The following is a 22,892-nucleotide window of genomic DNA, read 5'->3' on the forward strand; positions in this document are numbered from 1 at the left end:
GCACGAGCCGGAAGTGTTCACGCGCTCCCGGCTCGACTTCAGGAGGCGGGCAGCTCCGTGCGGACCGTGCGGGCCGCGGCCACCAGGTTCTCCAGGGACGCCCGGGTCTCCGGCCAGCCGCGGGTCTTCAGACCGCAGTCCGGGTTGACCCACAGCCGCTCGGCCGGGATCGCCCTGAGGCCGGTGCGCAGCAGTTCGGCGGCCTCCTCGGCGCTCGGGACGCGCGGGGAGTGGATGTCGTACACGCCGGGCCCGGCCTCGCGCGGATAGCCGTGCGCGGACAGTTCGCGGGCGACCTGCATGTGCGAACGGGCGGCCTCCAGGCTGATGACGTCCGCGTCGAGGTCGTCGATCGCCTGCACGATGTCCCCGAACTCGGCGTAGCACATGTGCGTGTGGATCTGGGTGTCCGGCCGAACGCCGCCGGTGGTGAGCCGGAACGCCTCCGTCGCCCACGCCAGGTAGGCGGCGTGGTCGGCCGAGCGCAGCGGCAGGGTCTCGCGCAGCGCCGGCTCGTCGACCTGGATGACGGAGGTCCCGGCCGCCTCCAGGTCGCCCACCTCGTCCCGCAGAGCGAGGGCGACCTGGCGTGCGGTGGCGCCGAGGGGCTGGTCGTCACGGACGAAGGACCACGCGAGCATGGTGACCGGCCCGGTGAGCATGCCCTTGACCGGACGGCCGGTGAGGGACTGGGCGTACGTCGTCCAGCGCACCGTCATCGGCTCGGGGCGGGAGATGTCGCCGGCCAGGATCGGCGGGCGGACGTACCGGGTGCCGTACGACTGGACCCAGCCGTGCTGGGTGGCGAGATAGCCGGTGAGCTGCTCGGCGAAGTACTGGACCATGTCGTTGCGTTCGGGCTCGCCGTGCACGAGGACGTCGAGGCCGGTCTTCTCCTGGAAGGCGATCACTTCCTGGATCTCGGCCTTGATGCGCTCCTCGTAGCCGGCGTCGTCGATCCGCCCGGCCCGCAGATCGGCGCGGGCGGCGCGCAGCTCGCCGGTCTGCGGGAAGGAACCGATGGTCGTGGTCGGCAGCAGGGGCAGGCCGAGGTGGGCGCGCTGGGCGGCGGCCCGCTCGGCGTAGGGCTGGGAGCGGCGGGCGTCGGCCTCCGTGACGGCGGCGGCGCGGGCGCGGACGGCCGGGTCATGGGTGATCGGCGAGCCGGCGCGGGACGCGAGGTCGGCACGGTTGGCGGCCAGCTCCGCCGTGACCGTGCCGGTGCCCTGGGCGAGGCCCCTGGCGAGAGTGACGACCTCGGCGGTCTTCTGCCGGGCGAAGGCGAGCCAGCGCAGGATCTGCGGCTCGATGTCCCGCTCCGCAGCGGTGTCCAGGGGCACGTGCAGCAGCGAGCAGGAGGCGGCCACGTCGACGCGGTCCGCCAGGCCCAGCAGGGTACCGAGGGTGGCCAGGGACTTCTCCAGGTCGTTGACCCAGATGTTGCGGCCGTTGACGACGCCGGCGACGAGACGCTTGCCCGGCAGACCGCCGACGGCGGCGAGGGCGTCCAGGTTGGCGGCGGCGGCCTCGGTGAAGTCCAGCGCGAGACCCTCGACGGGGGCCTTGGCCAGGACCGGCAGGGCGTCGCCGAGCCGGTCGAAGTACGAGGCGACGAGCAGCTGGGGCCGGTCGGGCAGGGCGCCGAGCTCGCGGTAGGCGCGGGCCGCGGCGTTCAGCTCGGCGGGCGTGCGGTCCTGGACGAGGGCGGGTTCGTCGAGCTGAACCCACTCGGCGCCCGCCGCGCGCAGGTCGGCGAGGACCTCGGCGTACACCGGCAGGAGCCGGTCCAGCAGAGTGAGCGGTTCGAAGTCCGCGGGGACGCCTGGCGCGGGCTTGGCGAGCAGGAGGTAGGTGACGGGGCCGACGAGGACCGGGCGGGCCGTCGGACCCAGGGCGAGGGCCTCCTTCAGCTCGGCGACCTGCTTGGTGGAGTCGGCGGCGAACACGGTGTCCGGACCCAGCTCGGGAACCAGGTAGTGGTAGTTGGTGTCGAACCACTTGGTCATCTCCAGCGGCGCCACGTCCTGGGTGCCGCGGGCCATGGCGAAGTAGCCGTCGAGCGCGTCGGCGGTGACGGCCTCCCGGTGCCGGGCGGGGATCGCGCCGACCATGACGGTGGTGTCGAGAACATGGTCGTAGTACGAGAAGTCGCCGGTCGGTACCTCGTGGATGCCGGCCTCGGCGAGCCAGCGCCAGTTGCCGGCGCGCAGCTCGGCGGCGGTGGCTCGGAGGGCGTCCGCGGTGACGCGGCCCTTCCAGTAGCCCTCGATCGCCTTCTTCAGTTCCCGGTTCTGACCCTGGCGGGGGTAGCCGTACACGGTGGCCCGTGCTGCCGCGGCTGCGGACTTCGATGTCACGGAGATCTCCTTCGCGAGATGAATCCCTGAGAACCCGGAGACGGGACGAGAACGCGAAGGGTGACGGACCGGACGGAAACGACCCCGCGCGGCACAGCGCGGTCGTCCGCCTGGTATGTACGCCGACCCGCCCTCGAGGTCACCGGGATGTCCGCGCACGAGGGTTCGCGCGCGGGCAGTTGGCAGGTCTTCGGACTCGCGGGCACGCCTCGTGTCGTACGAGACACCTACTGGCCGTCGCTTCCCAGGCCCTCTTCCTCGGGCCCAGTGCGTGTGACGGCGGTCGTTCCCACTCACCGCTGCGGGGCAGTCCCGGATTCCCACCGGGTTCCCTCTTGCGACGCATCCCGCCTGGCGGACGGGGCGAACCAGCTGCGCGCACCACCCTACGCGGCGTCGCGCGGGCGGGGAGGGCAGGTCCGGCATTCGGATGGTGAAGTCGGACACGGAGACGTCACGCACCGCGCGATGCCCGGGAACCAACCGCCCTCCGCTTCCGACACCTGTTCAGGAGCGAGGAGGTGGCATGGAAGGACTGGACGTCGTGATGCGCGAAGTCGCCTGCCGGCACGGCCGCGTGGAGGCCGTGCGGGGCGTCGACCTCGACATCGCGGCCGGCGGGCGGGTGGCGCTGACCGGTACCAACGGCTCGGGCAAGACCACGTTGCTGCGGGCGGTGCTCGGCCTGCACCGCCGGGCCGGCGGCCGGATCCTGGTGGGCGGCCGGGACACCCGCAGCGCGGCCGAGTGGGCGTGGCGGCGCCGGGCGTGCGCGTGGATTCCGCAGAAGCCGGCGGCTGGCCGTTTCCCGCTGCTGGCCGGGGAGTTGCTGGCCAGTGGCGGTGCCAGGGCCGAGGCGGTCGAGGCGGCGGCGAAGCTGGGCGTCGGGCAGCTCGTGGACCGGCCGTTGCACACCCTGTCCGGCGGCCAGTTGCAGCGGATGTACCTGGCGCGGGCGGTCGGCTGTGTCGCCGCGGGCGCCGGCGTGCTGCTGGCCGACGAACCCACCGCGGCACTCGACTTCGCCGGGCAGGAGGAGGCCGCCGACGTGCTGCTGTCCCTGCCGGTGACCGTCGTGGTCGTCACCCACGACCGGGCGCTGGCCGACCGCTGCGACCGGGTGCTGGAGATGGCCGCGGGCAGTCTGCGGGAGGTGCGGTGACCGCCCTGGCCGCGGCCGACGTCGGCCAGCTGCTGCAACTCGTCCCGGTCCAGCGTGCGGGTGCCGCCCTGCTGCTGGCGGCCGTGGGCCTGCCCGTGGTGGGCGTCGTGATCGTCGGCCTCGACATCATGCCGGTGCGGTTCGCCATGATGCATGTGGCGCTGCTCGGCATCGCGGTCGGTCTGCTGACCGGGCTCGACCCGATGCTGTGCGCGCTCCTCGCCTGCGCCCTCGCCGGAGCCGGGGTCGCGCCGCTGGCCCGCACCCCGGACGGGCTGTCGGGGGCGATGGGCCTGCTCATGAGCCTGGCGATCGCGGCGGCGCTGCTCGTGCTGGCGGTCTCCGGGGTCAACGCGGCGGGCGCGTTCGCCCTGCTGTGGGGATCGATCCTCTCCGTGGACACGGCCGACCTGTGGGTGATCGGTGCCCTGGCCGTCGCCGTCCCGGCCCTGTTCTGGTGGCGGCGCCGCGACCTCGCCCTGCTGCTGTACGACCGTGAACTGGCCCTGTCCTCGGGCGTCCGGGTCGAGCGGCTCACCCTGGTGCTGCTCGTCCTGGTCGCGGTGGCCGTCGCCGGAGCCATCAAGCTCACGGGCGCGCTGCTCGTCGACGCCCTCACCTTGCTGCCCGCGCTCGCCGCCCGCCGCCTCGGCACCTCCCTGAAGTCCATCACCGCCTGGGCGGTCGGCATCGGAGTCGCCGTGAACCTCACCGGGTTCCTCGTCGCCCTCCGCTTCGACTGGCCGCCCGGGCCCGTCCTCGTCCTCACCGCCGGCGTGGTCGTCCTCGCCGTCCATCTCATACCCGAACGGAGAATCAGCTCATGGCGCGCACCCGCGTCCGCAACTCTTCCCTCCTCGCACTGACCCTCGCCGCGGGGCTCGCCCTGACCACGACCGGCTGCGGCGGCGACACCGGGTCCGGTTCCGCGTCGACCGCGCCGCCGGCGTCGTCCGGGGCCAAGGACTCCTCGCCGGTGGTCGTCGCCACCACCACCTGGGAGGCCGCCCTCGCCAAGGCGGCCGGCGCCGGGGACGTCGAGGTCATCGTCCCGCAGTCGGTGCAGCACGCCCCCGACTACGACCCCAAGCCCTCCGACCTCGCGGCGGTGGCGGACGCCGACTACGTGCTCTACGCGCCCTTCGAGCCGTACGCCGCGAAGATCAAGGAGGCGGCCGGGTCCGACGCCGAGCTGGTCGAGGTCGCTCTCGACAACGACGCGGACAAGGCGAAGGCCGAAGTCGCCCGTCTGGCCCAGCTGTTCGGCACCCAGGACGCCGCCGCGCGGTGGACCGCCTCCTTCGACTCGCAGTACGCGGCGCTGCAGAAGGGCCTGAAGGCCAAGTGGCCGCAGGGGAAGCGGCCCACCGTCGTCGCCCAGGTGTTCACGACGTGGGCGGCGAAGCTGGCGGGCGCCGAACTCGCCGGCACCTTCGGGCCCGAGGCCGTGACGGCGAAGCAGCTGTCCGAGCTGTCGAAGACCAAGCCCCGACTCGTCCTGGACAACGCACACATGACGACGGGTACGGTGCTGCCCGACTCGGGCGCGGAGCAGGTCGAGATCGTCAACTACCCGGGGACGGACCTGGACCTGCTGGCGGTCTACCGTCAGGCGGCGAAGACGGTGGAGACGGCGATGGCCGCGTCGTAGCGGCTTCGCGTCACGCACCGAGGGGGCCGCCCGCGCCGGACGGCCCCCACTGTGCGTGGCGGACTCAGCTTGCCGGGGCCAGCGGCTGCTCCGGGCCCGGCTGTGCGGCGAATCGTTCCCGCAGTACGGCACGGTCCGGCTTGCCCGCCGGGGTGAGCGGCAACTCCGCGACGACCAGCAGGCGTTCGGGGTGCTTGCGCCGCTCCAGCCCCCGCTCGTCGAGGTGGGCGCACAGCTCGTCGAGCGCCGGTGCCCGGCCCTCGCGCGGCACCACGCACGCCGCGAGCCGCTCGCCCATCAGCGGATCGGGCACGCCGACGCACACCACGTCCCGGACCAGCGGATGGCTCGCCAGCGCGATCTCCACCTCCGCCGGGCTGATGTTGGCCCCGCCACGGATCACCACGTCCTTGAGCCGGCCGACGATCCGCAGGACACCGTCCTCCTGGAGCAGCCCGAGGTCGCCGGTGCGCACCCAGCCGTCGTCGGTGCGGTAGCGGGCGTCCAGCTCCGGGGCGGCCACGTAGCACAGCGGGGTCATCGGGCCGCGGGCCACGATCTCGCCGACCGTGCCGCTGGGCAGCTCCCGCAGTTCGCGGGTACCGGGCGAGGCGATGCGGATGTCGGCCACGCGCGGGTCGGGGTGGCCCGCGACGACGCCCGGCCCGTCACCCCCCAGCACCTCGGCGGCCAGCCCCGTATGGCAGTTGACGCCGTCGGCCGAGCCGTACAGGTTGACGACCGGGCAGCCGAAGACGCGCCCCGCCTCCTCCGCCGTGGCCTCGTCCAGCGGGGAGCCGCCGACCACGAGGGCGGTGGGCGGGGTGAACTTCGGGTGGTCCCCTTCGGCGACACGGTCGAGCATCATCCGGATCATGGTGGGCACGCCGAGGACATGGGTCGGCTCGTGCTCGGCGAGGGCCTGGAGAGCGGCCTCGGGCGTGAAGTGCTCGAGCAGCACGAGGGTGCCGCCGTGCCGGGCGAGCGCCACGGCGGTGCCGTTGCTGCCGAACGCGGAGGCCAGCGGCACCAGGAACAGGCAGCGCGGCGGCTGCCCGCCGGTCATCAGGGAGGCGAGGAAGTTGCCGCGCCCGCCCGCCAGCGCGTTGTGCGAATACGCCACCATCTTCGGTTCCGCCTCGGAGCCGGACGAGACGAGGATGCGCGCGGCGGAGTCCGGGTGGGGTCGGGCCGGGGCGAAGGTCTTCGGGTCCGTGCGCAGCAGCTCGGACAGTGCCACCGCACCCTCGGGCGCGGTGCCGGGCCCGGCGGCCACGACGGTGCGCAGGGCGGGCAGCTCACCGGCCAGGGCGAGCAGACCGGCCGCGTGCCGGTTGCCCCGGTGCTCGGTGGCCGCGACGACCGCGACCGCCTCCGATCTGGCGAGCAGCGACGCCGCCTCCCGCCCGCCGCGCCCCACCGGGAAGGGCAGCGCCACGGCTCCCAGCGCGGCCAGCGCCAGGTCGGCGACGACGGCGTTACGGCCGTTGGGCAGTTGTACCCCGACCACGTCGCCGGCGCGTATGCCCAGACCGGACAGGCCCGCGGCGAGACATCGCACCTTGCGGTCGAGGGCGGTGTAACAGAGCTTTCCCTTGGCGTCGAGGACCGCCGTGCGGTGCGGGTCGGCGATCTGGTGGGCCCGGTGGAGGCTGTAGAGGTCGAGGTCGGGGCAGGTGCCGTCGACGGCCCAGGAACGGCGCAGTTCGGCGGGCAGCAGGTCGTGCAGGGTGACGGTCATGCGAAGCTCCAGGGGTCGGGCACGGCGGGGGCGCCGTGCGCGTCGCGGCTGATCGAGCCGGTGGCGAGCAGGCCGGCGAGATCGGTGACGACCGGGACGGCCGTCAGCCCACGGCCTCGCAGGTGCTCCACGGCCTGCGCGGTGGACCGTGCGCGCATGTCGTGCGGGATCGCGGCGTGGTCCGGGAGGGCGATCCAGCCGTCGGCCGTGCGCAGCGGACGGCGGAAGCCCGCCGGCTGCCGGGGGTCGAGCCCTTGCGCCGCCCGGGCGCGCGCGGGTGCGGTGAGGACGTCGGCGGCGCCGAGCAGGGACGAGTCCACCCGGACGCCGCAGCCCGTGCGCTCCCGCAGCAGCAGGCCCGCCAGCACCGCCTCGGTGCCCAGCAGCCCGCCCAGCACGTCGAGCAGGGTCATCAGCGACGGTGCCGGCGACTCGTCCGCGGGGCGGGCGGCCTCACCGACGCCGGTACGGGCCTGCACCATGAAGTCGGTGCCCATGGGCGCGCCGGTCAGCCGGCCGGCCCAGCCGCTGGTGTACGCGTAGACCAGTGCCGGGTTGACGGCGGCCAGATGTTCGTGGTCCAGGCCGAGTCGGGCGGCCTTGCCCGGCGCCCAGTTGTGCAGGAACACATCGGCCCGCGCCGCCATCTCGCGCAGCCGCTCGCGGTCGGAGGACGACTTGATGTCCACCTCCACCGCCTTCTTGCCCCGGTTGAGCGCCAGCCAGCGTGCCGAGACCCCCGAGCAGGCGGGCGGCATGCCCCGCAGCGGGTCACCGCCCGGCGGCTCGATCCGGACGACCTCGGCGCCCAGCAGCCCGAGCAGATGGGCGGTGAGGGGTGCCTGGATGCGGCGCCCCGCCTCCAGGACGGTCAGCCCGGCGAGCGGGGCGTCCACCGGTGCCGTCGTCCCGGTGTACGACGCCTGGTGCGGAGCCAGCTCCCACGGTGGCGCTCCGTCGTACTCGGCGGCACGCCGCGCGAGCGACGACAGCGGGCACACGTCGACACCGGCGTCCCCGGCGGCCGCCCGGACCCGCTCCCAGGAGCACGCCCGCGCGCTCTCGTGCAGCACGGGCGGGAAGGGCGCGCAGGCGGTCGCGTAGCGGAACTGGAAGGGCCGCCAGCCCCGTCTGATCGCCTCCTCGGGAGCGCCGAGCGCCCGCCAGAACGCGGCCCAGCCGCCCGGGTCGAGCGTTTCCAGCTCGAAGAGCGTGCCGTCTCTCGTGGCGAACGGCGGCCCGCCCGGGGCGAGTTCGGCGGCCTCGCCTTCCTCGGCCCCGGCGGCGGCCAGGTACTGCGAGACGGCCAGCAGCCCGGCCCGCTCCGCGCTCACGTGCGCACCGGGGAGGCGACCGCCGCGGGCCTGCGCGAGCAGCCCGGCCAGCAGCGCCTGCACGGTGAGTACGCCGGTGGCGGTGGCCGCGTAGTCGACGGCGAGTCCGCGCGGGCCGCCGTCGCGACGGCCGTGCACGGCCATGACGCCGGTGGCCGCCTGGACGGTCGCCTCGTCGACGACGCCGTCACCCCACGTCGTACGGGCGGTGACCGCGTCCGGCCAGGATGGCCGTCCGGAGACGGCGAACCGGCCGCCCGGACGGCCGTCACCGTCGGCGCCCATCAGGCGCAGATGTTCCGCGACCAGGCCGTCCGCCGGCCCCGGCGGGCCCGAGGTCTCCATGCGCAGCCCCTCGAGCGGCCGGGCTGCGCGTAGGGTGATGGGTGTGGCTGGAGTTGCCATGCCTTTCCTTCCTGACGCTCGGGAACCCGGGGGCGGTCGCCCCCGACCTGTTCCACGACAAGAGCAGTCGGACCGGCGAGGGCCGGAGTTCCCACGGGAGCGGAGGAAAGTGGTGCGAGTGACGCAGGGTGACCCTCAATGCCCGGCCGGTGTACAGGAGTTGCGGGATCGGGTGGCGGAGTTCGTCCGCGAGCGGGTCATGCCCCAGGAGCCCGTGCTCGACGCGGGCGGTCCGCGGGCGGGCGCCGTGCTGGCCCGGCTACGGAAGGAGGCGAAGGAGGCCGGTCTGTGGGCCTTGCCGCACCCCGCCGAACTCGGCGGTCAGGGACTGCCGTTGCGCTCGTACGCGCACATCGCCGAGGCCGAGGGCGCGAGCGACCACGGCCCGGCGGCACTGGGTTCGGCGTCGCTGCTGGACACCCTGATGCTGTGGCGGCACGGCAGCGCGCGCGTCCGTGAGACGTACGTCCCCGCGCTCGTCGCCGGCGACCTGAGGGCCTGCTACGCCATGACCGAGCCCGACGTTCCCGGGACCGACCCCTTCTCCACCACGACCCGCGCCGAGCAGACAGGGGACGGGGCCTGGCGGCTCAGTGGCCGCAAGTGGTTCACCAGTGGCGCCGCGGACGCCGACCTCGTCACCGTGCTGGCGCGGACGGACGGATCGGCACCCGACCGTGAGGGGCTGTCGCTGCTGCTGGTGCCCACCGCTTCGGCGGGCTTCGGGGTGGTGCGCGATCTGCCCGTCCTCGGCGCGGCGGGCCAGGCCGAGATCGAACTCGGCGCGGTGAACGTCGACGCCGACCACCTGGTCGGGGAGCGTGGGGCGGCGCTCGCCGTCGCCGGGGAGCGGCTCCGACTCGGGCGGACCCTGCGCTGTCTGCGGTGGCTCGGACAGGCTCAGCGCGCCTTCGGCCTGATGCGCGAACGCGCCCTCGCCCGGACCCGCTCCCGCGGTCCGCTCGGCGACCTCCAGCTGGTCCAGCGGCACGTCTTCGAGTCCCTGCTGGCCCTGCGCACCACCCGGCCGCTCGTGCACGAGGCCGTGGCCCGGCTGGACGCCGGACTCGACGCCCACGTGGAGGTGGGCCTGGCCAAGGTGGCGGCGGCCCGGACGCTGCAGCAGGTGGCCGACGCGGCGATACAGGTGTACGGCGCGGAGGGGCTGGGCCCGGACACCGCGCTGCCCGCCCTCTACCGCACCGGCCGCACGGCACGCATCCTGGACGGCCCGGACGAGCTGCACATCACCTCGGTGGCCCGCCGGGTGCTGCGGACGGTCCCTTCCTAGAGGGGCTCTTCGGCCTGTGACACGGCGTCAGGCGGGCCCGTGGTCAGGCGGGCCCGTGGTCATACGGGCTCGTGGTCATACGGTCTCGTCGTCACGTCGGCTCGTGGTCAGGCGGGCTCGTGGTCAGGCGGGCCCGTGGTCAGGCGGGCCCGTGGTCATGCGGGCCCGTGGTCATACGGGCTCGTCGTCACGTCGGCTCGTGGTCATGCCGACTGGTCGTCAAGCGGGCTCCTCGTCGGGCGGGTTCGTGGTCATGCGGGCTCGTCGTCATTCCGGCTCGACGAGGCCGGTGAGGAGGGCGAGCGCGTACGCGAGGAAGAAGTCGCCCCAGATCAGCTCGTGCCGGACGGCCGTCGCGGAGGCGAGGTCGTAACAGCCGTCCAGCAGGCGGCCGTCGCCGGTCAGGTGGGAGCGGACCAGCTCGTCGAGGACGGCGACGGCCCGGCTCCGGTGTCCGAGGAGGAGCAACGCCGTGGCGGTGACGGCCGCCGCCGAGGTGTCACGGGGGCCGTCGGGCCGCGCCGCGTCGGCGAGCGGCACGAGGTCCCCGGGCATCAACTCGGCCGTCACGTCGACGAGTTCTCCGAAACCCGCGTGAGGTACGGCCTCGGCCACCGCCAGCAGCAGCCAGGCCGGCCCCCGGCTCCAGCCCGGCGGCGGCTCCTCCCGGGCGGTCCAGCCCGCGGTCGGTTCGTGCTGCCACGCCCAGTGCCGGGGCCGCTGCCCGAGGCACAGGCCGAGGTGGCGCCGCAGATGGGACACGGCCATCTCCGCGTCCACGGTGGCGAGCAGCGGCACCAGCCCCGGCACACCGTCCGCGCGGGCCAGCATGCGCGGCCCGCCGAACGCGGAACCCCAGGGCACCAGGCCGAGTTCGCCGTCGAAGGCGTCCCGGCAGGCCCGGGCGGCCCGCTCCCGCAAGGTGAGATCACCGTCGTCGGCGAGGACGGTGCCGTACCAGAAGATCAGCCCCCGTGTGGCGGTGTCCGCCTCGGTCCAGTCCGTGAGCCGGGCGGTGCACAGCCGCGCGGCCTCCCGGTCCGCCGGATCGCCGGTGCTCCGGGCGCGCAGCCACTGCAGTCCCGCCCAGAAACCGCCGGTCCACGAGCCGCGCCCGGTCGTCGTCCATCTCCCGTCCGGGTCCGCGTACAGCGGGAAGCGGTCGCCGGCCCCGGCACGGGTGACGGCGACCCTGTCGAGTACGGATTCCAGGGCCGGACGGGCCCATGCCGGGCACTGCGCGTCCGGCACGCCCGCGCTCACGACCCTGCGCCCGTGCGACGCGTGCGCAGCGCCCACAGCACGGCGACCGCGCCCGCGCCCGCGAACTCGCCCGCGACGAGCCCCCATCCGGCGCCGTACCGTCCGGCCTCCGCCAGCAGACCGAACAAGGGCGGCCCGATCGCGAACCCGGCGAAGAACCCGGCCGACACGAGCGCGGAGTCCTGGCCCGCCCGGCCGGGCGCGGCACGCTGCATCACCAGCACCATGGACACCGCGTTGGCGGCCACCGCGAACAGTCCCACGGCCACCGCGGCGGCCCAGGCGAGCGGCGGGGCGGACGCGGAGAGGGCGAGCAGCAGCGCCGCCACCACCGCCCCCGCCGCCAGCAGCCCCGGCAGCCACACCGACCATCGGGGGCGGCCGGCGAGCTTCGACCAGCCGACCCGCCCCGCGATCCCCGCCACGCCCAGCACGGCCACCAGCGCGCCCGCGGCGGTGGGGCCGAGGCCGAGCCGCTGGGCGCCGTACAGCGCCAGATAGGTGTTCACCGAGGCGATACCGCAGCCCAGCAGCAACGAGAAGACCATCAGCCAGGCGATCGTGCCGCGCGGCACCCACGCCGCCGGAGTGGATTTCGCCGGCGGGTCGGCGGGCAGCGCACGCGCCGCCCACACGGCCGCCACGACCGCGGCACCCGCAGCCGTCCACACCGCTCCCCGCCACCCGGCGAGGCCCGCGAGCGCCGCGAGCGGCAGCCCGGCCGCGAAGGCCCCGAGCTGCACCCCCGACTGCTTCATCCCGGTCACCGAGCCCCGCCGGGCGGGCGGCACGACGGCCAGAATCGCCTTGTTCGTCGCCGGGTTGGCCAGTGCCTGCGGCAGCCCGCCGAGCGCCACGGCCGCCAGCAGGAAGCCGGAGCCGGGCGCCGCGCCGATGAGGGCCAGCGCCAGTGCCGACACCGCGAGCAGCGCGACGAGACACCGGCGCGGACCGACCCGGTCCACCACCCGCCCGCCGACGGGCGAGAGCACGGTCGCCGTCGCGAACCCGACGGTCGTCGTCAGCCCCAGCACGGTGGGGGAGACGCCGAGTTCCGCCACCAGCCGCGGGCCCAGGGCCCCCAGCAGGAACAACTGCATCATCGAGAAGGCCATCGCGCAGGTCAGCAGCGCGGTCAGGGCACCACCCGCCCCGCCCCCCTCCGCCTTGCCCGCCCCGGCAGCCCTCCCCGTCGTGCTCCGACCCGTCGTCACAGACGCACCTCCCAGCAAGAGCAGTCGGGCCGGACCCGCTCCGGGTTCCGGCCCTCGCGGACCTCCGGGTGTGGCGTGTGCCACATGGGGCGAGCCCGGCGGATCAGGCGCCGCCGGACCGTGGCCCGACCACGGCGACCGGCTCCTTGCCGCACACCGTCTCCCAAGGGACCGTGCGGTCGCACCAGCGGTGCAGGAGCGTGCGGTCGTGGCCGACGGCGAGGAGGCCCGCGCCGGTCGTGCTGCGGTAGTCCTCGACGGCCGCGACCAGGGCGGCGGTGGTGGAGGCGTCGAGCATCGCGGTCATCTCGTCGCACACCAGCCAGCGGGGGCGCAGCACCAGGGCACGGGCGAGGCAGGCGCGCTGCAGCTGGCCGTCGCTGACTTCGTGGGGCTGTCTGCGCAGCAGGTCGGGGGTCAGTCCGACGGTGTCGGCGAGTTCGGGGACCCGCTGGGGGATCTCGTCACGCCGGCCGGTGGCGCGCAGGGGTTCGGCGATCAGGTCAATGAGCCTGAGGTGGGGGTCCGCGGAGAGCCGTGGCTGCTGGAAGACGACCCCGAAGGCGGTGCGCAGCTCACGGGGGGCGCGGTGACGCCAGCGCCGCACGGGTTCGCCGTCCAGGAGCAGAGCGCCCCGGTCGGGGCGGTGCAGGAGAGCGGCGACCCGCGCGAGGGTGGATTTGCCGCAGCCGCTGGGGCCGAGCAGTCCGACGGCCTCGCCGGGCGCGATGGCCAGGGAGGCGTTCCGTACGACGGGTGCGCGGCGGTCGTATCCTGCGGTGACGGCGCGTAGTTCAAGCACGGATGTCCTCGGGAGCCGGAACGGCAGGGCGCGGCGTTCGCGGGCCGTGACCTGTGAGCGGGTGGTGGCAGGCGACGGAGTCGGCCAGTGGCGGCAGCGCGGCGCAGCTGTCGGTGACCCGGTCGCAGCGCGCGGCGAAGGCACAGCCGTCGGGGAGTGCGCCGAGTTCCGGGGGCAGGCCGGGGACGGGCGTGAAGGCACGGTCGGGGAGGGCCTGCAGGAGGCCGCGGCTGTAGGGGTGCGCAGGGCCGGGGGAGCCGAAGAACGCCGTGGCGTCGGCGATTTCGACGATGCGGCCGGCGTACATGACGGCGATCCGGTCGGCGATGCGCTCGGCCGCCGCCAGATCGTGGGTGATCATCAGCAGCGCGCGCCCGGATTCCCCCGTGCCGTCCGGGCTGTCGATGTGACGGCGCAGTTCGTCGACCGTGCGGTCCACCAGATCGCGGTCCAGGCCCGTCGTCGGCTCGTCGGCGAGCAGCAGCGGGGCGTCGCCGACGAGGGCGAGCGCGGTGGCGGCGCGCTGGGCGAGGCCGCCGGAGAGCTGGTGCGGGTGGCGGTCGAGGTGGTCCACCGGGAACGCCGCACGGCCGGCGGCCGTCTCGGCGGCCGCGCGCAGGGCGGCCCGGCCCCGGACGCCGGTCAGTTCCTGAAGGGTTTCCTCCAGTTGGGAACGGATGGTGCGCACGGGGGTGAGATGCGCGGCCGGGCTCTGCGGGATCAGCCCGATCAGCCGGCCCCGTACGCGGCGTGCGAGGGTCCGCTCCCCGGCGGACAGCAGGTCGAGGTCGCCGAGCCGGGCCTCGCCCGCCGTCTGCGCGTTGGCCGGGAGCAGTCCGAGCAGGGCCGAGGCGAGCACGGACTTGCCGCAGCCGCTCTCGCCGATCAGGGCCAGGCACTCGCCGGCCGCCACGTCGAAGTGCGCGCCGCTGACGGCGGGGACATGGCCCCCGCCGGGCATCCGGAAACGCACCGAGAGCCCGCGTACGGACAGCACGGTTCGCTGCCCGGAGGGCTGCTCGGGCGGTCGCCGGGCCGGTCGTCCGGCGCGGCCCTGCATGGGCCGTTCGGCCTGGTCTCGGGCAGGCCGAACGGCGGGTTGCCGCGTCAGGCGCTCGGCCTGGCCATCGGCCGGCCGGCCGGCGGGTCGCCGAGGCAGACGCTCGGCCGGCTCCTGACCCGGGCGTTCGGCCGGTTCCCCGGCCGGAGGTTCAGCCGGGTGTTCGGCCGGTCGCTGAGGCGGTCGCTCGGTCACAGCATCAGCTCCGATCGGCGGCGGGGATTGATCCGCTCCCGCCAGGCGCCGGCGAGTCCGGCGATGGCGAGGGTGGGCACGATGATGAACAGGCCGGGGAAGAGGGTCGGCCACCACTGCCCGGCGAGCAGCGAGCCCCGGGCCGTCTGGATGAGGGTGCCCAGGCTCGCCGTGTGCGTGGGCAGCCCCAGCCCGAGGAAGGACAGGGCCGACTCGTGCCACATGGCGTGCGGCACCATCAGTACGGCGGCCAGCGCGGCCTGGGGCAGCACGCCGGGCAGCAGGTGCCGTACCGCCACCCGCCACCGGGAGGCACCCCCGCAGACGGCGGCGTCGATGTACGGCCGTGAGCGCAGCGAGAGCACCTCGGCGCGGACGATGCGCGCGGTCGACAGCCAGTGGGTGAGCGCGACCGAGACGACCACCGGCCAGACGCCGGGCCGGAACATGGCGACGATGAAGATGCCGAGCAGCAGGTGAGGCACGGAGGAGAAGGTGTCGACCAGACGCATGATGCCCCGGTCGAACCAGCCGCCCAGGGCGCCGGCGGTGGCCCCGACGGCCGTGCCGACCACGGTCGCCGTCAGCGCCGCCGCCACACCGACGAGCAGCGAGACCCGCAGACCGTACACGCAGCGCAGCAGCAGGTCCCGGCCGACGTCGTCGGTGCCGAAGGGATGTGCCCAGGAGGGCGGCTGCAGCTTGGCGGCCAGATCGACGGCCTGCTGGTCGAGTTGCACCAGCGGCGGGACGAGCAGCACGGCGAGCACGGTCAGGGCCACCAGCGCGCCGGAGATCCGCACACGCAGAGTACGCGTCGAGCGGCGGGCGGGACCGGCGGAGCGCCACGCGGTCGCCGGCAGTGGTTCGGTCTCTGTCGCGGTGTCAGGCAAGGGAATCACCAAGGTCACATGTCACTGAGTTTCACCCTCGGGTCGAACAGGCCGTAGAGCAGGTCGGCGAGCAGGTTGCCGGCCAGGACGGCGGCGGTCGCGAGGGTGGTCAGGGCGGCGAGCAGCGGGAAGTCGACGGCGGTGGCCGCCTCGACGGTGGCCGCGGCGATGCCCGGCCAGCTGAAGACACTCTCCACCAGCAGTGCTCCGGTGATGAGTTCGGGAACGCGGGACCCGATCAGGGTGAGCACCGGCAGCAGCCCCGAGCGCAGGGCGTGCCCCAGCAGGACCGTGCGTTCGCTCAGTCCGCGGGCGCGGGCGCCCCGTACCGGGTCCTCGGCGAGGGCGTCGCCCACCCCTTGCCGCACGTACAGGGCGAACCAGGGGAGCTGGGACACGGCGAGCACCCCGGCGGGCAGGACGAGGTGGCTCGCGACCTGTCCGGGCGTGACCTGTTCGCTGGCGGTGTCGGTGAGTCCGCCCGCCGGGAGCACGTCGAGCTGGAGGGCGAACAGCCACACGGCGAGCAGGGCGAGCCAGAAGACCGGCGCGGCCTCCAGGGTGTACGAGAGCGAGGTGACGGCCCGGTCGAGCAGCGAGCCGGGACGGCGGGCGGCGAGGACCCCGAGCACCGTCCCGGCGAGCACGGCCACCGCGAACGCGACCGCGCACAACAGCGAGGACCACACCAGGCGTTCGCCGATCACCTGGGCCACCGGCTGCCGCAGCACGCTGGAATGGCCGAGGTCACCGGTGAGGGCGGAGGTCAGCCATTGCCACCAGCGGGCCGGGAACGACTGGTCCACACCGAGGTTGTCGCGCAGCCGGTCCAGGGTCTCCTGGTCGGCGCCGAGCGCCGCCGTACCGGCGTACGCCTTCACGGGGTCGAAGGGGGAGGCGGCGGCGATGGCGAAGACGCCGAACGTCACGACGAGCAGGACGGGGACGGCGTACAGGGTCCGCCGTCCCGCCAGGCGTGCCATCGCTCCCCAGGGCAGGGGTGTCACTTCTTGGGCTGCCAGTCCTCGATGTTCCACCATGGACCGCTGGCGAAGCCGTGCTCGTGCGGTTCGAGCTGCGTGGTCAGCCCGTCCCAGCGGTCCGCGAGCACGTAGAGGTGGTCGATGTGGGTGAGGAACGTGTAGCCGGGGTCCTTCACGAGTTCAAGCTGGACGGTCTCGTACGCGGCCTTGCGCTGGTCCGGGTCCTGGGTGCGGCGACCGGCGTCGAGCGCCTCGTCCACGGCCGGGTTGTGGTAGCGGGCCATGTTGTTGAAGCCGTCGCCGGCGAGGGAGGAGTGCAGCAGGGTGTAGAGGCCGAAGTCGGGGTCACCGGTGCTGCCGAAGCCCGCGAGGACCGCGGTGTCCTTCATCCGCGGTTCGATCACCTCCCACGTGGCGCTCTCCACCTTCACGTCGATGCCGGCCTTCTTGGCGTCGGAGGCGTAGGCGAGAGCGTGGTCCTGGCGGACCTTGTCGCCGGACGGGTACAGCAGCGTGAACGCGGCCTTCTGCCCGCCCTTGGCGCGGATGCCGTCCGCGCCGGCCTTCCACCCCGCCGCGTCGAGGATCCGCCGGGCCTCGTCCAGGTCCTGCTGACGCTCGATGCCCTTGGCGAACGCGGGGTCGTCGACCGGCAGCGGCCCGTACGCCGGTCGGCCCGCGCCGTCGAGGACCTTGTCGACCATGGCCTCGCGGTTTACGGCGGCGTCGAGCGCCTGCCGGATAGCGCGGTCGCCGGTGACCTTGCCGGCGGTCGGGAGGGTGACGGTGCGGAAGTCGTAGGACCTCGCCTCGTACGACTTCGCACCCTCGTCGTTCTTGAAGGTGGCGGCGAGGTTGGGCGGCAGGACGGCGCCGTCCAGGTCGCCGGAGCGCAGCCGGGTGGCGCGCACGTTGTCGTCGGTGATGACGGCCATGGTGAGTGTCTTCACCTTCGGCGCGTCGCCCCAGTAGTCCGGATTCGCCTTGAACGTCATCTTCTCGCCCTTGCTCCAGGCGGAGAGGACGTACGGTCCGGTACCGACCGGCTCGGTGTTGAAGGAGCCGGTGTTGGGGTCCTGCTCGCCCGCTATGTGCTCGGGCACGATGGGCAGCACCGTGCGACCGGCGAAGGGCGCATACGGATACTTCAGCGTGAAGACGACCTTGTCGTCGCCGTTCGCCCGCACATCCTTGACGGCGTCCAGTTCGCTTCTGGCCGTGTTGTTGGTCTTCTCGTCCAGGATGGTCCGGTACGTGAAGACGACGTCGGCGGGCGTCAGCGGTTCACCGTCGCTGAACTCCACGCCGTCGCGCAGGGTGTACGTGTAGGTCAGGCCGTCGTCGCCGACCTCCGGGAGCGACTTCGCCAGCGCCGGCTTCAGTTCGAGGCCGGCGTCCCGGGCGAGCAGCCCGTCGAATATCTTGGAATTGCCGTCCTTGCCGTAGCCGAGCAGCGGGCTGAAGGTGTCCGGCTCGTAGCCCACGCCGATCACGACCGAGTCGGCCGCGCTGCCGCCGGCGCCGCCCTCGCTGGGGGCGGAACAGGCGGCGGCCGCTGCCGCCATCGCCGCCACGACGGCGGCTCCTCTTGTTCGACGGGTCGTCATGAGCCTCACACTCTTGTTGCTGGCCGATCGTACTTGCACATTATGTGCGACCGGAGAGCTACCCATGTGCGCGGCCTGTCAGTCCGCCGCGGACCGGAGCTCGTTTTCGCTGAACGATCCCCGTCCTCCATCCGTATCCCGGTCCGAGCACCCACGGCACCGGCACGCAGAGGGAGAGGCGAAGTGACCCAGCGGCGGCGAGGATCCAGCGGCCGAGGACCGGTCAGCCCGTCGGTCAGGCGGGCGGTCGTAGGGAGTCTGGCCGTGCTGCCCCTGGCCACGGCATGTGGCGGGGGGCAGGACCGGGAGGCCGGGGGCGCCAAGCCGCCGCCGGTGTCCGCCGCCCCGGCGGCCGGGGTCGTCGCGCCGGCCAAGGTGGAGGTGATCGCCGGCCTGACCGGCTGCAGGGCGCAGATCCGTGTCGACGCGGACCAGCTGCGCCAAGGCCTGTGCCACACCCCGAAGGCCGACTACCTCATCACCACCTTCCCCGAGGAGCGGTTCCAGCGGACGTGGCTCGACGAGGCCGCCGTGTACGGGGGGAAGTACCTGGTGGGAGCGCGCTGGGTGGTCAGTGCGACGCCGGAGATGCTGGAGTCGTTGCGCAGCAAGCTCGGCGGCACCATCGAGCAGCTGCGGGGGGTGGGCCCGACTCCGGCTCCGTAGCGGCCGGAGCGACCACTTCACGTCATCCGCGTCCTCCTCGCCCACCGGTCGGTACGCGCTGATCACGCACACGGCCTCGCCGTCGAGCGCGCGCTCGTCCCGGTCCAGGGCGATGCGGCTGTCCCTTCGAGGGGCTACGGCCATGACGCGGGCCGTTGCGGGAACGTTCGCCGCACGCCCGCACGCCCGCACGCCCGCACGCCCCGCACGCACGCCCCGCACGGAGTGTCGGCCCGTCATGTCGGCGGGGATGTCCGGATCCAGCCCTGGCCGCCCGATCGGCAGGCCGCCTACGATGCGAGCGCTCCCGACCTTCACAGCGTCTTCACAGTCGCCTGCCTCCCGGGTCGGGAGCGCGATCGGCTCGACATGAACATGTGCAGGATTGACATGTTCATGACTAAACCATCGTGGTGCCACCCCCCGCCCTGAGGCCGCGCGAGCGCCTCGAAGAAGAAGCAGAGATCGGAGAACCATGGCTGTTGGCCTGCTCATGAGCAGCGCGATCGGCGCGCTGCTCGCCGCCGCGGTACCCGCGCAGAATCCGTCGACCGGCATCGTCGACCCGCCCCCGGACCGCATCGTCATCAAGGTCGCCACCGTGAACGGCTCCGGCTGCCCGCAAGGCACCGCCGCCGTCGCCGTCTCGCCGGACAACACGGCCTTCACGGTGACCTACAGCGACTACCTCGCCCAGGTCGGCGGCGGCTCGGACCCGACCGCGTTCCGCAAGAACTGCCAGCTCAACCTCATCGTTCATGTGCCGCAGGGCTTCACGTACGCCGTCGCCAGCGCCGACTACCGGGGCTTCGCCTCCCTCCAGCCGGGCGCGAGCAGCGTCCAGCGTGCCTCGTACTACTTCCAGGGCTCCCCGAACACCGAGTTCAGGAGTCACCCCTTCCGCGGCCCCTACAACGACAACTGGCAGGCCACCGACACCACGGACTGGGCCCAGCTGGTCTGGGCGCCGTGCGGTGTCCAGCGCAACTTCAACATCAACACCGAGCTGCGGGTCAGCGCCGGCAGCTCCAACCCCGCCGAGACCAGCTTCATGACGATGGACTCGACCGACGGGGACATCAGCACCGTCTACCACCTGGCGTGGAAGGAGTGCCCCGGCAGGTGACCTGATACCGGCCCGTGCCCCGTGCCCCGTGCCGCCGAGACGACGCGAGACATCCGGCGAAACGGGGCACGGGTGCGCCACTACAGCTCAACAGCTGCACCATGCACGGCTCTTGACGTCCACAGCACCTCTGGCCATCCTCGTTCGCATATCATGCGGTACATGACAACCCGTCAGTAGCGGCCCCCGGGAGGGCCCGGGTGACCGTGCCATCGCGCCGACCGAGGGACGTGGGTAATGACCCCTGCTCCACGAAGCCCGAACCGCCGCCGCCGACACGTCACCCTCGTGTCGCTGCTGCTCCTCGTGCTCGCCACCGTGCTCGGCCCCGCGCCGAGTTCGGCCGCGGGAACCGACTGGTGGAACCCCGTCGCGCGCCCCGCCCCGGACTCCGCGATCAACGTCACCGGTGAGCCGTTCACCGGCACCGACGCCCAGGGCGAGGTGCGCGGGTTCGTCGACGCCCACAACCACCTTTTCTCCAACGAGGCGTTCGGCGGCAGGCTCATCTGCGGCAGGACGTTCTCCGAGGCCGGCGTCGCCGACGCGCTCAAGGACTGCCCCGAGCACTACCCCGACGGCTCGCTGGCCATCTTCGACTTCATCACCAACGGCGGCGACGGCAAGCACGACCCGGTGGGCTGGCCCACGTTCGAGGACTGGCCCGCCCACGACTCGCTGACCCACCAGCAGAACTACTACGCCTGGGTCGAGCGGGCCTGGCGCGGCGGCCAGCGCGTCATGGTCAACGACCTGGTCACCAACGGCGTGATCTGCTCCGTCTACTTCTTCAAGGACCGCAGCTGCGACGAGATGACGTCGATCAGGCTGCAGGCCAAGCTGACGTACGACCTGCAGGCCTACGTCGACACGATGTACGGCGGACCCGGCAAGGGCTGGTTCCGCGTCGTCACCGACAGCGCGCAGGCCCGCCAGGTCATCGAGCAGGGCAAGCTGGCGGTCGTCATGGGTGTGGAGACCTCCGAGCCGTTCGGCTGCAAGCAGATCCTGGACATCGCGCAGTGCAGCAAGGAGGACATCGACAAGGGACTCGACGAGCTGTACGCCCTCGGCGTGCGCAGCATGTTCCTGTGCCACAAGTTCGACAACGCCCTCTGCGGCGTCCGCTTCGACTCCGGCACCCTCGGGACGGCGATCAACGTCGGCCAGTTCCTGTCGACCGGCACGTTCTGGAAGACGGAGAAGTGCACCGGCCCGCAGCACGACAACCCCATCGGCGGGGCGGCGGCACCCGCGGCCGAGAAGAAGCTCCCGGCCGGAGTGGACGTCCCCTCGTACAACGCGGACGCCCGGTGCAACGTACGCGGGCTCACCGAACTCGGTGAGTACGCCGTGCGCGGCATGATGAAACGCAAGATGATGCTCGAGATCGACCACATGAGCGTCAAGGCCACCGGCCGGGTGCTCGACATCTTCGAGTCCGAGTCGTACCCGGGAGTCCTGTCCTCGCACAGCTGGATGGACCTCAACTGGACGGAGCGGGTGTACTCCCTCGGCGGCTTCATCGCCCAGTACATGCACGGCTCCGAGGGGTTCGTCGCGGAGGCGGACCGCACGGCCGCGCTCCGCGAGAAGTACGACGTGGGCTACGCCTACGGCACCGACATGAACGGCGTCGGCGGCTGGCCCGCCCCGCGCGGCGCGGACGCGCCGAACCCGGTGCAGTACCCCTTCCGCAGCGCCGACGGCGGCTCGGTCCTGGACCGTCAGACCACCGGGCAGCGCACCTGGGACCTGAACACCGACGGCGCAGCGCACTACGGCCTCGTCCCGGACTGGATCGAGGACATCCGGCGGGTCGGCGGCCGGCATGTGGTAGACGACCTCTTCCGGGGTGCCGAGTCCTACCTCGGCACCTGGGGGGCGTCCGAGCGGCACCACTCGGGCCGGAACCTCGCCTCGGGAGCCTCCGTCACCGCCAGTTCGTCCGAGTGGAACCCGTTCACCAGCTACGCGCCCGGACGGGCCGTGGACGGCTCCCGCAACACCCGCTGGGCCAGCGACTGGAGTGACGACCAGTGGCTGCGGATCGACCTGGGCGCCACGAACCTGGTCGGCCGCGTCACGCTCGACTGGGAGCGTGCGTACGGGACTTCGTACCGCGTCGAGCTCTCCACCGACGGTGTGATCTGGAAGACCGCCTGGTCCACCAGCACGGGCGACGGCGGGCTGGACACCGCGCGGTTCACCCCGACGCCCGCCCGGTACGTCCGTGTCCAGGGTGTGGACCGCGCCACCGACTGGGGCTACTCGCTGTACGAGGTCGGCGTCCACAGCGGCTGACGACAGCGGATCCCCCGCAGGCCCCGCCGGTCCGCTCCGGCGGGGCCCGCTGTACGTCCGGGGACCCGCACGGGCTGTTCGCGCCCCCGACACCACGCACGTATGCACGAATTACACGCATCTTGTGCGAATTTCCGGTGGTCTGATTGGATTCGCCGTGCCCGTGCCGGTGGATATTTCTACGTAGTGGAAAGGGTGGCGGGCCCTGGCGAATTACCCTGGCGCACGGCGCCGCCGGGCGTTGGTGTCCCCGAAGTGCTGGAAAGGGGAGGACGGTTGGCAGGGATCACGGTCGCACGATGGCTGGTCCGTCTCCGGGTGAGGAGAACCCGCGGCATCCGGGTGGTGCCGCGCACTCCTTCGAGTGACCCGCTCGCCGCGCTGGTCAGGACCGCGCAGCAGCTGGATTACGGAGCCGGCCGTGCCGGTGGGGCGACAGGAGACGACCATAAGCGGTAGAGCCGCGGCATCCCGGGCCGGACGGGTGGCCCTCGGGTCACCCGGCGGCCGGTCCGTCATGGGGCTCGGTCCGGACGGTCATCCCTGCTTCCCCGCACATGATCAGCGCTCAGGTCTGTCGGCTCCCGCCGGGCCGGTGACCCTCGGTGACGAGGCGCACACCATGGAGAGGACCCACGTGGACCACGCGTGATCTCCCCGACCACGGGGGACCGGGACCGGCGCCGGGCAGCTGCCGGTCGGCCCGCCTCCGTGCCTCGTTCGGCGCGCCCGTCCGCCTCCGGTCTCGTTCGGCGCACCCGGCCCGTCCCCTGCGCGGGCTGCGCCGATCCGGACCGCAGCCGGTACGGCACATAGGGTCAGGGCGGCCCGGCCCCTC

The 22,892-nt window shown here is 73.3% G+C and carries 17 protein-coding genes and 1 riboswitch; of the genes, 7 read left to right on the forward strand and 10 right to left on the reverse strand.

The window, feature by feature from the left end:
- Window positions 1-38: 38 nt before the first annotated feature.
- Window positions 39-2,357, reverse strand: a complete 2,319-nt coding sequence (metE, locus tag ACGF8A_RS25900; RefSeq protein ID WP_393112109.1) for a 5-methyltetrahydropteroyltriglutamate--homocysteine S-methyltransferase — start codon at window positions 2,355-2,357, stop codon at window positions 39-41.
- Between the two features lie 163 nt (window positions 2,358-2,520).
- Window positions 2,521-2,745, reverse strand: a riboswitch (cobalamin riboswitch).
- A 138-nt stretch (window positions 2,746-2,883) separates the two neighbouring features.
- Here metE and ACGF8A_RS25905 point away from each other — a divergent pair.
- Genes ACGF8A_RS25905 through ACGF8A_RS25915 form a run of 3 tightly spaced genes read left to right on the forward strand, consistent with a single transcriptional unit; the run spans window position 2,884 to window position 5,170 of the window.
- Window positions 2,884-3,519, forward strand: a complete 636-nt coding sequence (locus tag ACGF8A_RS25905) for an ATP-binding cassette domain-containing protein (RefSeq protein ID WP_393112111.1) — start codon at window positions 2,884-2,886, stop codon at window positions 3,517-3,519.
- Window positions 3,516-4,385: a metal ABC transporter permease gene (locus ACGF8A_RS25910; RefSeq protein ID WP_393112113.1), complete on the forward strand. Its 870-nt coding sequence runs from the start codon at window positions 3,516-3,518 to the stop codon at window positions 4,383-4,385. The genes ACGF8A_RS25905 and ACGF8A_RS25910 overlap by 4 nt, the downstream gene beginning before the upstream one ends.
- Complete coding sequence (locus tag ACGF8A_RS25915; RefSeq protein ID WP_393112115.1) at window positions 4,343-5,170, forward strand: metal ABC transporter solute-binding protein, Zn/Mn family; 828 nt, start codon at window positions 4,343-4,345, stop codon at window positions 5,168-5,170. Before ACGF8A_RS25910 ends, ACGF8A_RS25915 begins: the two co-directional genes overlap by 43 nt.
- Before the next feature lie 64 nt (window positions 5,171-5,234).
- Here ACGF8A_RS25915 and ACGF8A_RS25920 read toward each other — a convergent pair whose 3' ends face one another.
- Both ACGF8A_RS25920 and ACGF8A_RS25925 read right to left on the reverse strand, forming a co-directional pair.
- Window positions 5,235-6,911 carry a class I adenylate-forming enzyme family protein gene (locus ACGF8A_RS25920; protein ID WP_393112117.1) on the reverse strand — a complete coding sequence of 559 codons (1,677 nt, stop codon included), beginning with the start codon at window positions 6,909-6,911 and terminating at the stop codon, window positions 5,235-5,237.
- Window positions 6,908-8,650 (reverse strand): CoA transferase, encoded by a 1,743-nt coding sequence (locus tag ACGF8A_RS25925; RefSeq protein WP_393112119.1) that lies wholly within the window; start codon window positions 8,648-8,650, stop codon window positions 6,908-6,910. Before ACGF8A_RS25925 ends, ACGF8A_RS25920 begins: the two co-directional genes overlap by 4 nt.
- A gap of 160 nt (window positions 8,651-8,810) precedes the next feature.
- Here ACGF8A_RS25925 and ACGF8A_RS25930 point away from each other — a divergent pair, with 160 nt between their 5' ends.
- Window positions 8,811-9,941 carry an acyl-CoA dehydrogenase family protein gene (locus tag ACGF8A_RS25930; protein ID WP_393112121.1) on the forward strand — a complete coding sequence of 377 codons (1,131 nt, stop codon included), beginning with the start codon at window positions 8,811-8,813 and terminating at the stop codon, window positions 9,939-9,941.
- Between the two features lie 267 nt (window positions 9,942-10,208).
- Here ACGF8A_RS25930 and ACGF8A_RS25935 read toward each other — a convergent pair whose 3' ends face one another.
- The 7 genes from ACGF8A_RS25935 to ACGF8A_RS25965 form a co-directional block, all read right to left on the reverse strand.
- Window positions 10,209-11,204: a sugar ABC transporter permease gene (locus ACGF8A_RS25935; RefSeq protein WP_393112123.1), complete on the reverse strand. Its 996-nt coding sequence runs from the start codon at window positions 11,202-11,204 to the stop codon at window positions 10,209-10,211.
- Window positions 11,201-12,319, reverse strand: coding sequence for an MFS transporter (locus tag ACGF8A_RS25940; RefSeq protein ID WP_393112257.1), 1,119 nt, complete (start codon window positions 12,317-12,319; stop codon window positions 11,201-11,203). The genes ACGF8A_RS25935 and ACGF8A_RS25940 overlap by 4 nt, the downstream gene beginning before the upstream one ends.
- Window positions 12,320-12,521: 202 nt before the next feature.
- Window positions 12,522-13,220, reverse strand: a complete 699-nt coding sequence (locus tag ACGF8A_RS25945; protein ID WP_393112125.1) for an ABC transporter ATP-binding protein — start codon at window positions 13,218-13,220, stop codon at window positions 12,522-12,524.
- Window positions 13,213-14,280: an ABC transporter ATP-binding protein gene (locus tag ACGF8A_RS25950; RefSeq protein WP_393112127.1), complete on the reverse strand. Its 1,068-nt coding sequence runs from the start codon at window positions 14,278-14,280 to the stop codon at window positions 13,213-13,215. Before ACGF8A_RS25950 ends, ACGF8A_RS25945 begins: the two co-directional genes overlap by 8 nt.
- Before the next feature lie 191 nt (window positions 14,281-14,471).
- Window positions 14,472-15,377: an ABC transporter permease gene (locus ACGF8A_RS25955; protein ID WP_393112259.1), complete on the reverse strand. Its 906-nt coding sequence runs from the start codon at window positions 15,375-15,377 to the stop codon at window positions 14,472-14,474.
- Window positions 15,378-15,382: 5 nt separating this feature from the next.
- Window positions 15,383-16,351 carry an ABC transporter permease gene (locus tag ACGF8A_RS25960; RefSeq protein WP_393112129.1) on the reverse strand — a complete coding sequence of 323 codons (969 nt, stop codon included), beginning with the start codon at window positions 16,349-16,351 and terminating at the stop codon, window positions 15,383-15,385.
- A gap of 20 nt (window positions 16,352-16,371) precedes the next feature.
- A complete protein-coding gene (locus ACGF8A_RS25965; protein ID WP_393112131.1) occupies window positions 16,372-17,958 on the reverse strand; it encodes an ABC transporter substrate-binding protein in 1,587 nt (528 codons plus the stop codon).
- 264 nt (window positions 17,959-18,222) lie between these two features.
- On the opposite strand from ACGF8A_RS25965, the gene ACGF8A_RS25970 reads away from it, so the two are divergent.
- From ACGF8A_RS25970 to ACGF8A_RS25980, 3 genes are all read left to right on the forward strand, one after another.
- Window positions 18,223-18,624: a hypothetical protein gene (locus ACGF8A_RS25970; RefSeq protein WP_393112133.1), complete on the forward strand. Its 402-nt coding sequence runs from the start codon at window positions 18,223-18,225 to the stop codon at window positions 18,622-18,624.
- Between the two features lie 475 nt (window positions 18,625-19,099).
- The gene (locus tag ACGF8A_RS25975; RefSeq protein ID WP_393112135.1) at window positions 19,100-19,750 is read left to right on the forward strand and encodes a DUF4360 domain-containing protein; all 651 of its coding nucleotides are present in this window, start codon (window positions 19,100-19,102) and stop codon (window positions 19,748-19,750) included.
- Between the two features lie 237 nt (window positions 19,751-19,987).
- On the forward strand, window positions 19,988-22,054 hold the full coding sequence (locus ACGF8A_RS25980; protein WP_393112137.1) for a discoidin domain-containing protein: 2,067 nt from the start codon (window positions 19,988-19,990) through the stop codon (window positions 22,052-22,054).
- Window positions 22,055-22,892 lie beyond the last annotated feature (838 nt).

The organism is Streptomyces sp. NPDC047706 (genome assembly GCF_043204795.1).
In the GTDB taxonomy this organism is placed as follows: Bacteria; Actinomycetota; Actinomycetes; order Streptomycetales; family Streptomycetaceae; genus Streptomyces.

Excerpts from the sequence above, each read along its gene's own strand:
- ACGF8A_RS25905 (WP_393112111.1), top strand. The coding sequence starts at position 2,884 with ATGGAAGGACTGGACGTCGTGATGCGCGAAGTCGCCTGCCGGCACGGC.
- ACGF8A_RS25915 (WP_393112115.1), top strand. The coding sequence starts at position 4,343 with ATGGCGCGCACCCGCGTCCGCAACTCTTCCCTCCTCGCACTGACCCTC.
- ACGF8A_RS25920 (WP_393112117.1), bottom strand. The coding sequence starts at position 6,911 with ATGACCGTCACCCTGCACGACCTGCTGCCCGCCGAACTGCGCCGTTCC.
- ACGF8A_RS25925 (WP_393112119.1), bottom strand. The coding sequence starts at position 8,650 with ATGGCAACTCCAGCCACACCCATCACCCTACGCGCAGCCCGGCCGCTC.
- ACGF8A_RS25940 (WP_393112257.1), bottom strand. The coding sequence starts at position 12,319 with ATGGCCTTCTCGATGATGCAGTTGTTCCTGCTGGGGGCCCTGGGCCCG.
- ACGF8A_RS25950 (WP_393112127.1), bottom strand. The coding sequence starts at position 14,280 with ATGCAGGGCCGCGCCGGACGACCGGCCCGGCGACCGCCCGAGCAGCCC.
- ACGF8A_RS25960 (WP_393112129.1), bottom strand. The coding sequence starts at position 16,351 with ATGGCACGCCTGGCGGGACGGCGGACCCTGTACGCCGTCCCCGTCCTG.
- ACGF8A_RS25965 (WP_393112131.1), bottom strand. The coding sequence starts at position 17,958 with ATGACGACCCGTCGAACAAGAGGAGCCGCCGTCGTGGCGGCGATGGCG.
- ACGF8A_RS25975 (WP_393112135.1), top strand. The coding sequence starts at position 19,100 with ATGGCTGTTGGCCTGCTCATGAGCAGCGCGATCGGCGCGCTGCTCGCC.
- ACGF8A_RS25980 (WP_393112137.1), top strand. The coding sequence starts at position 19,988 with ATGACCCCTGCTCCACGAAGCCCGAACCGCCGCCGCCGACACGTCACC.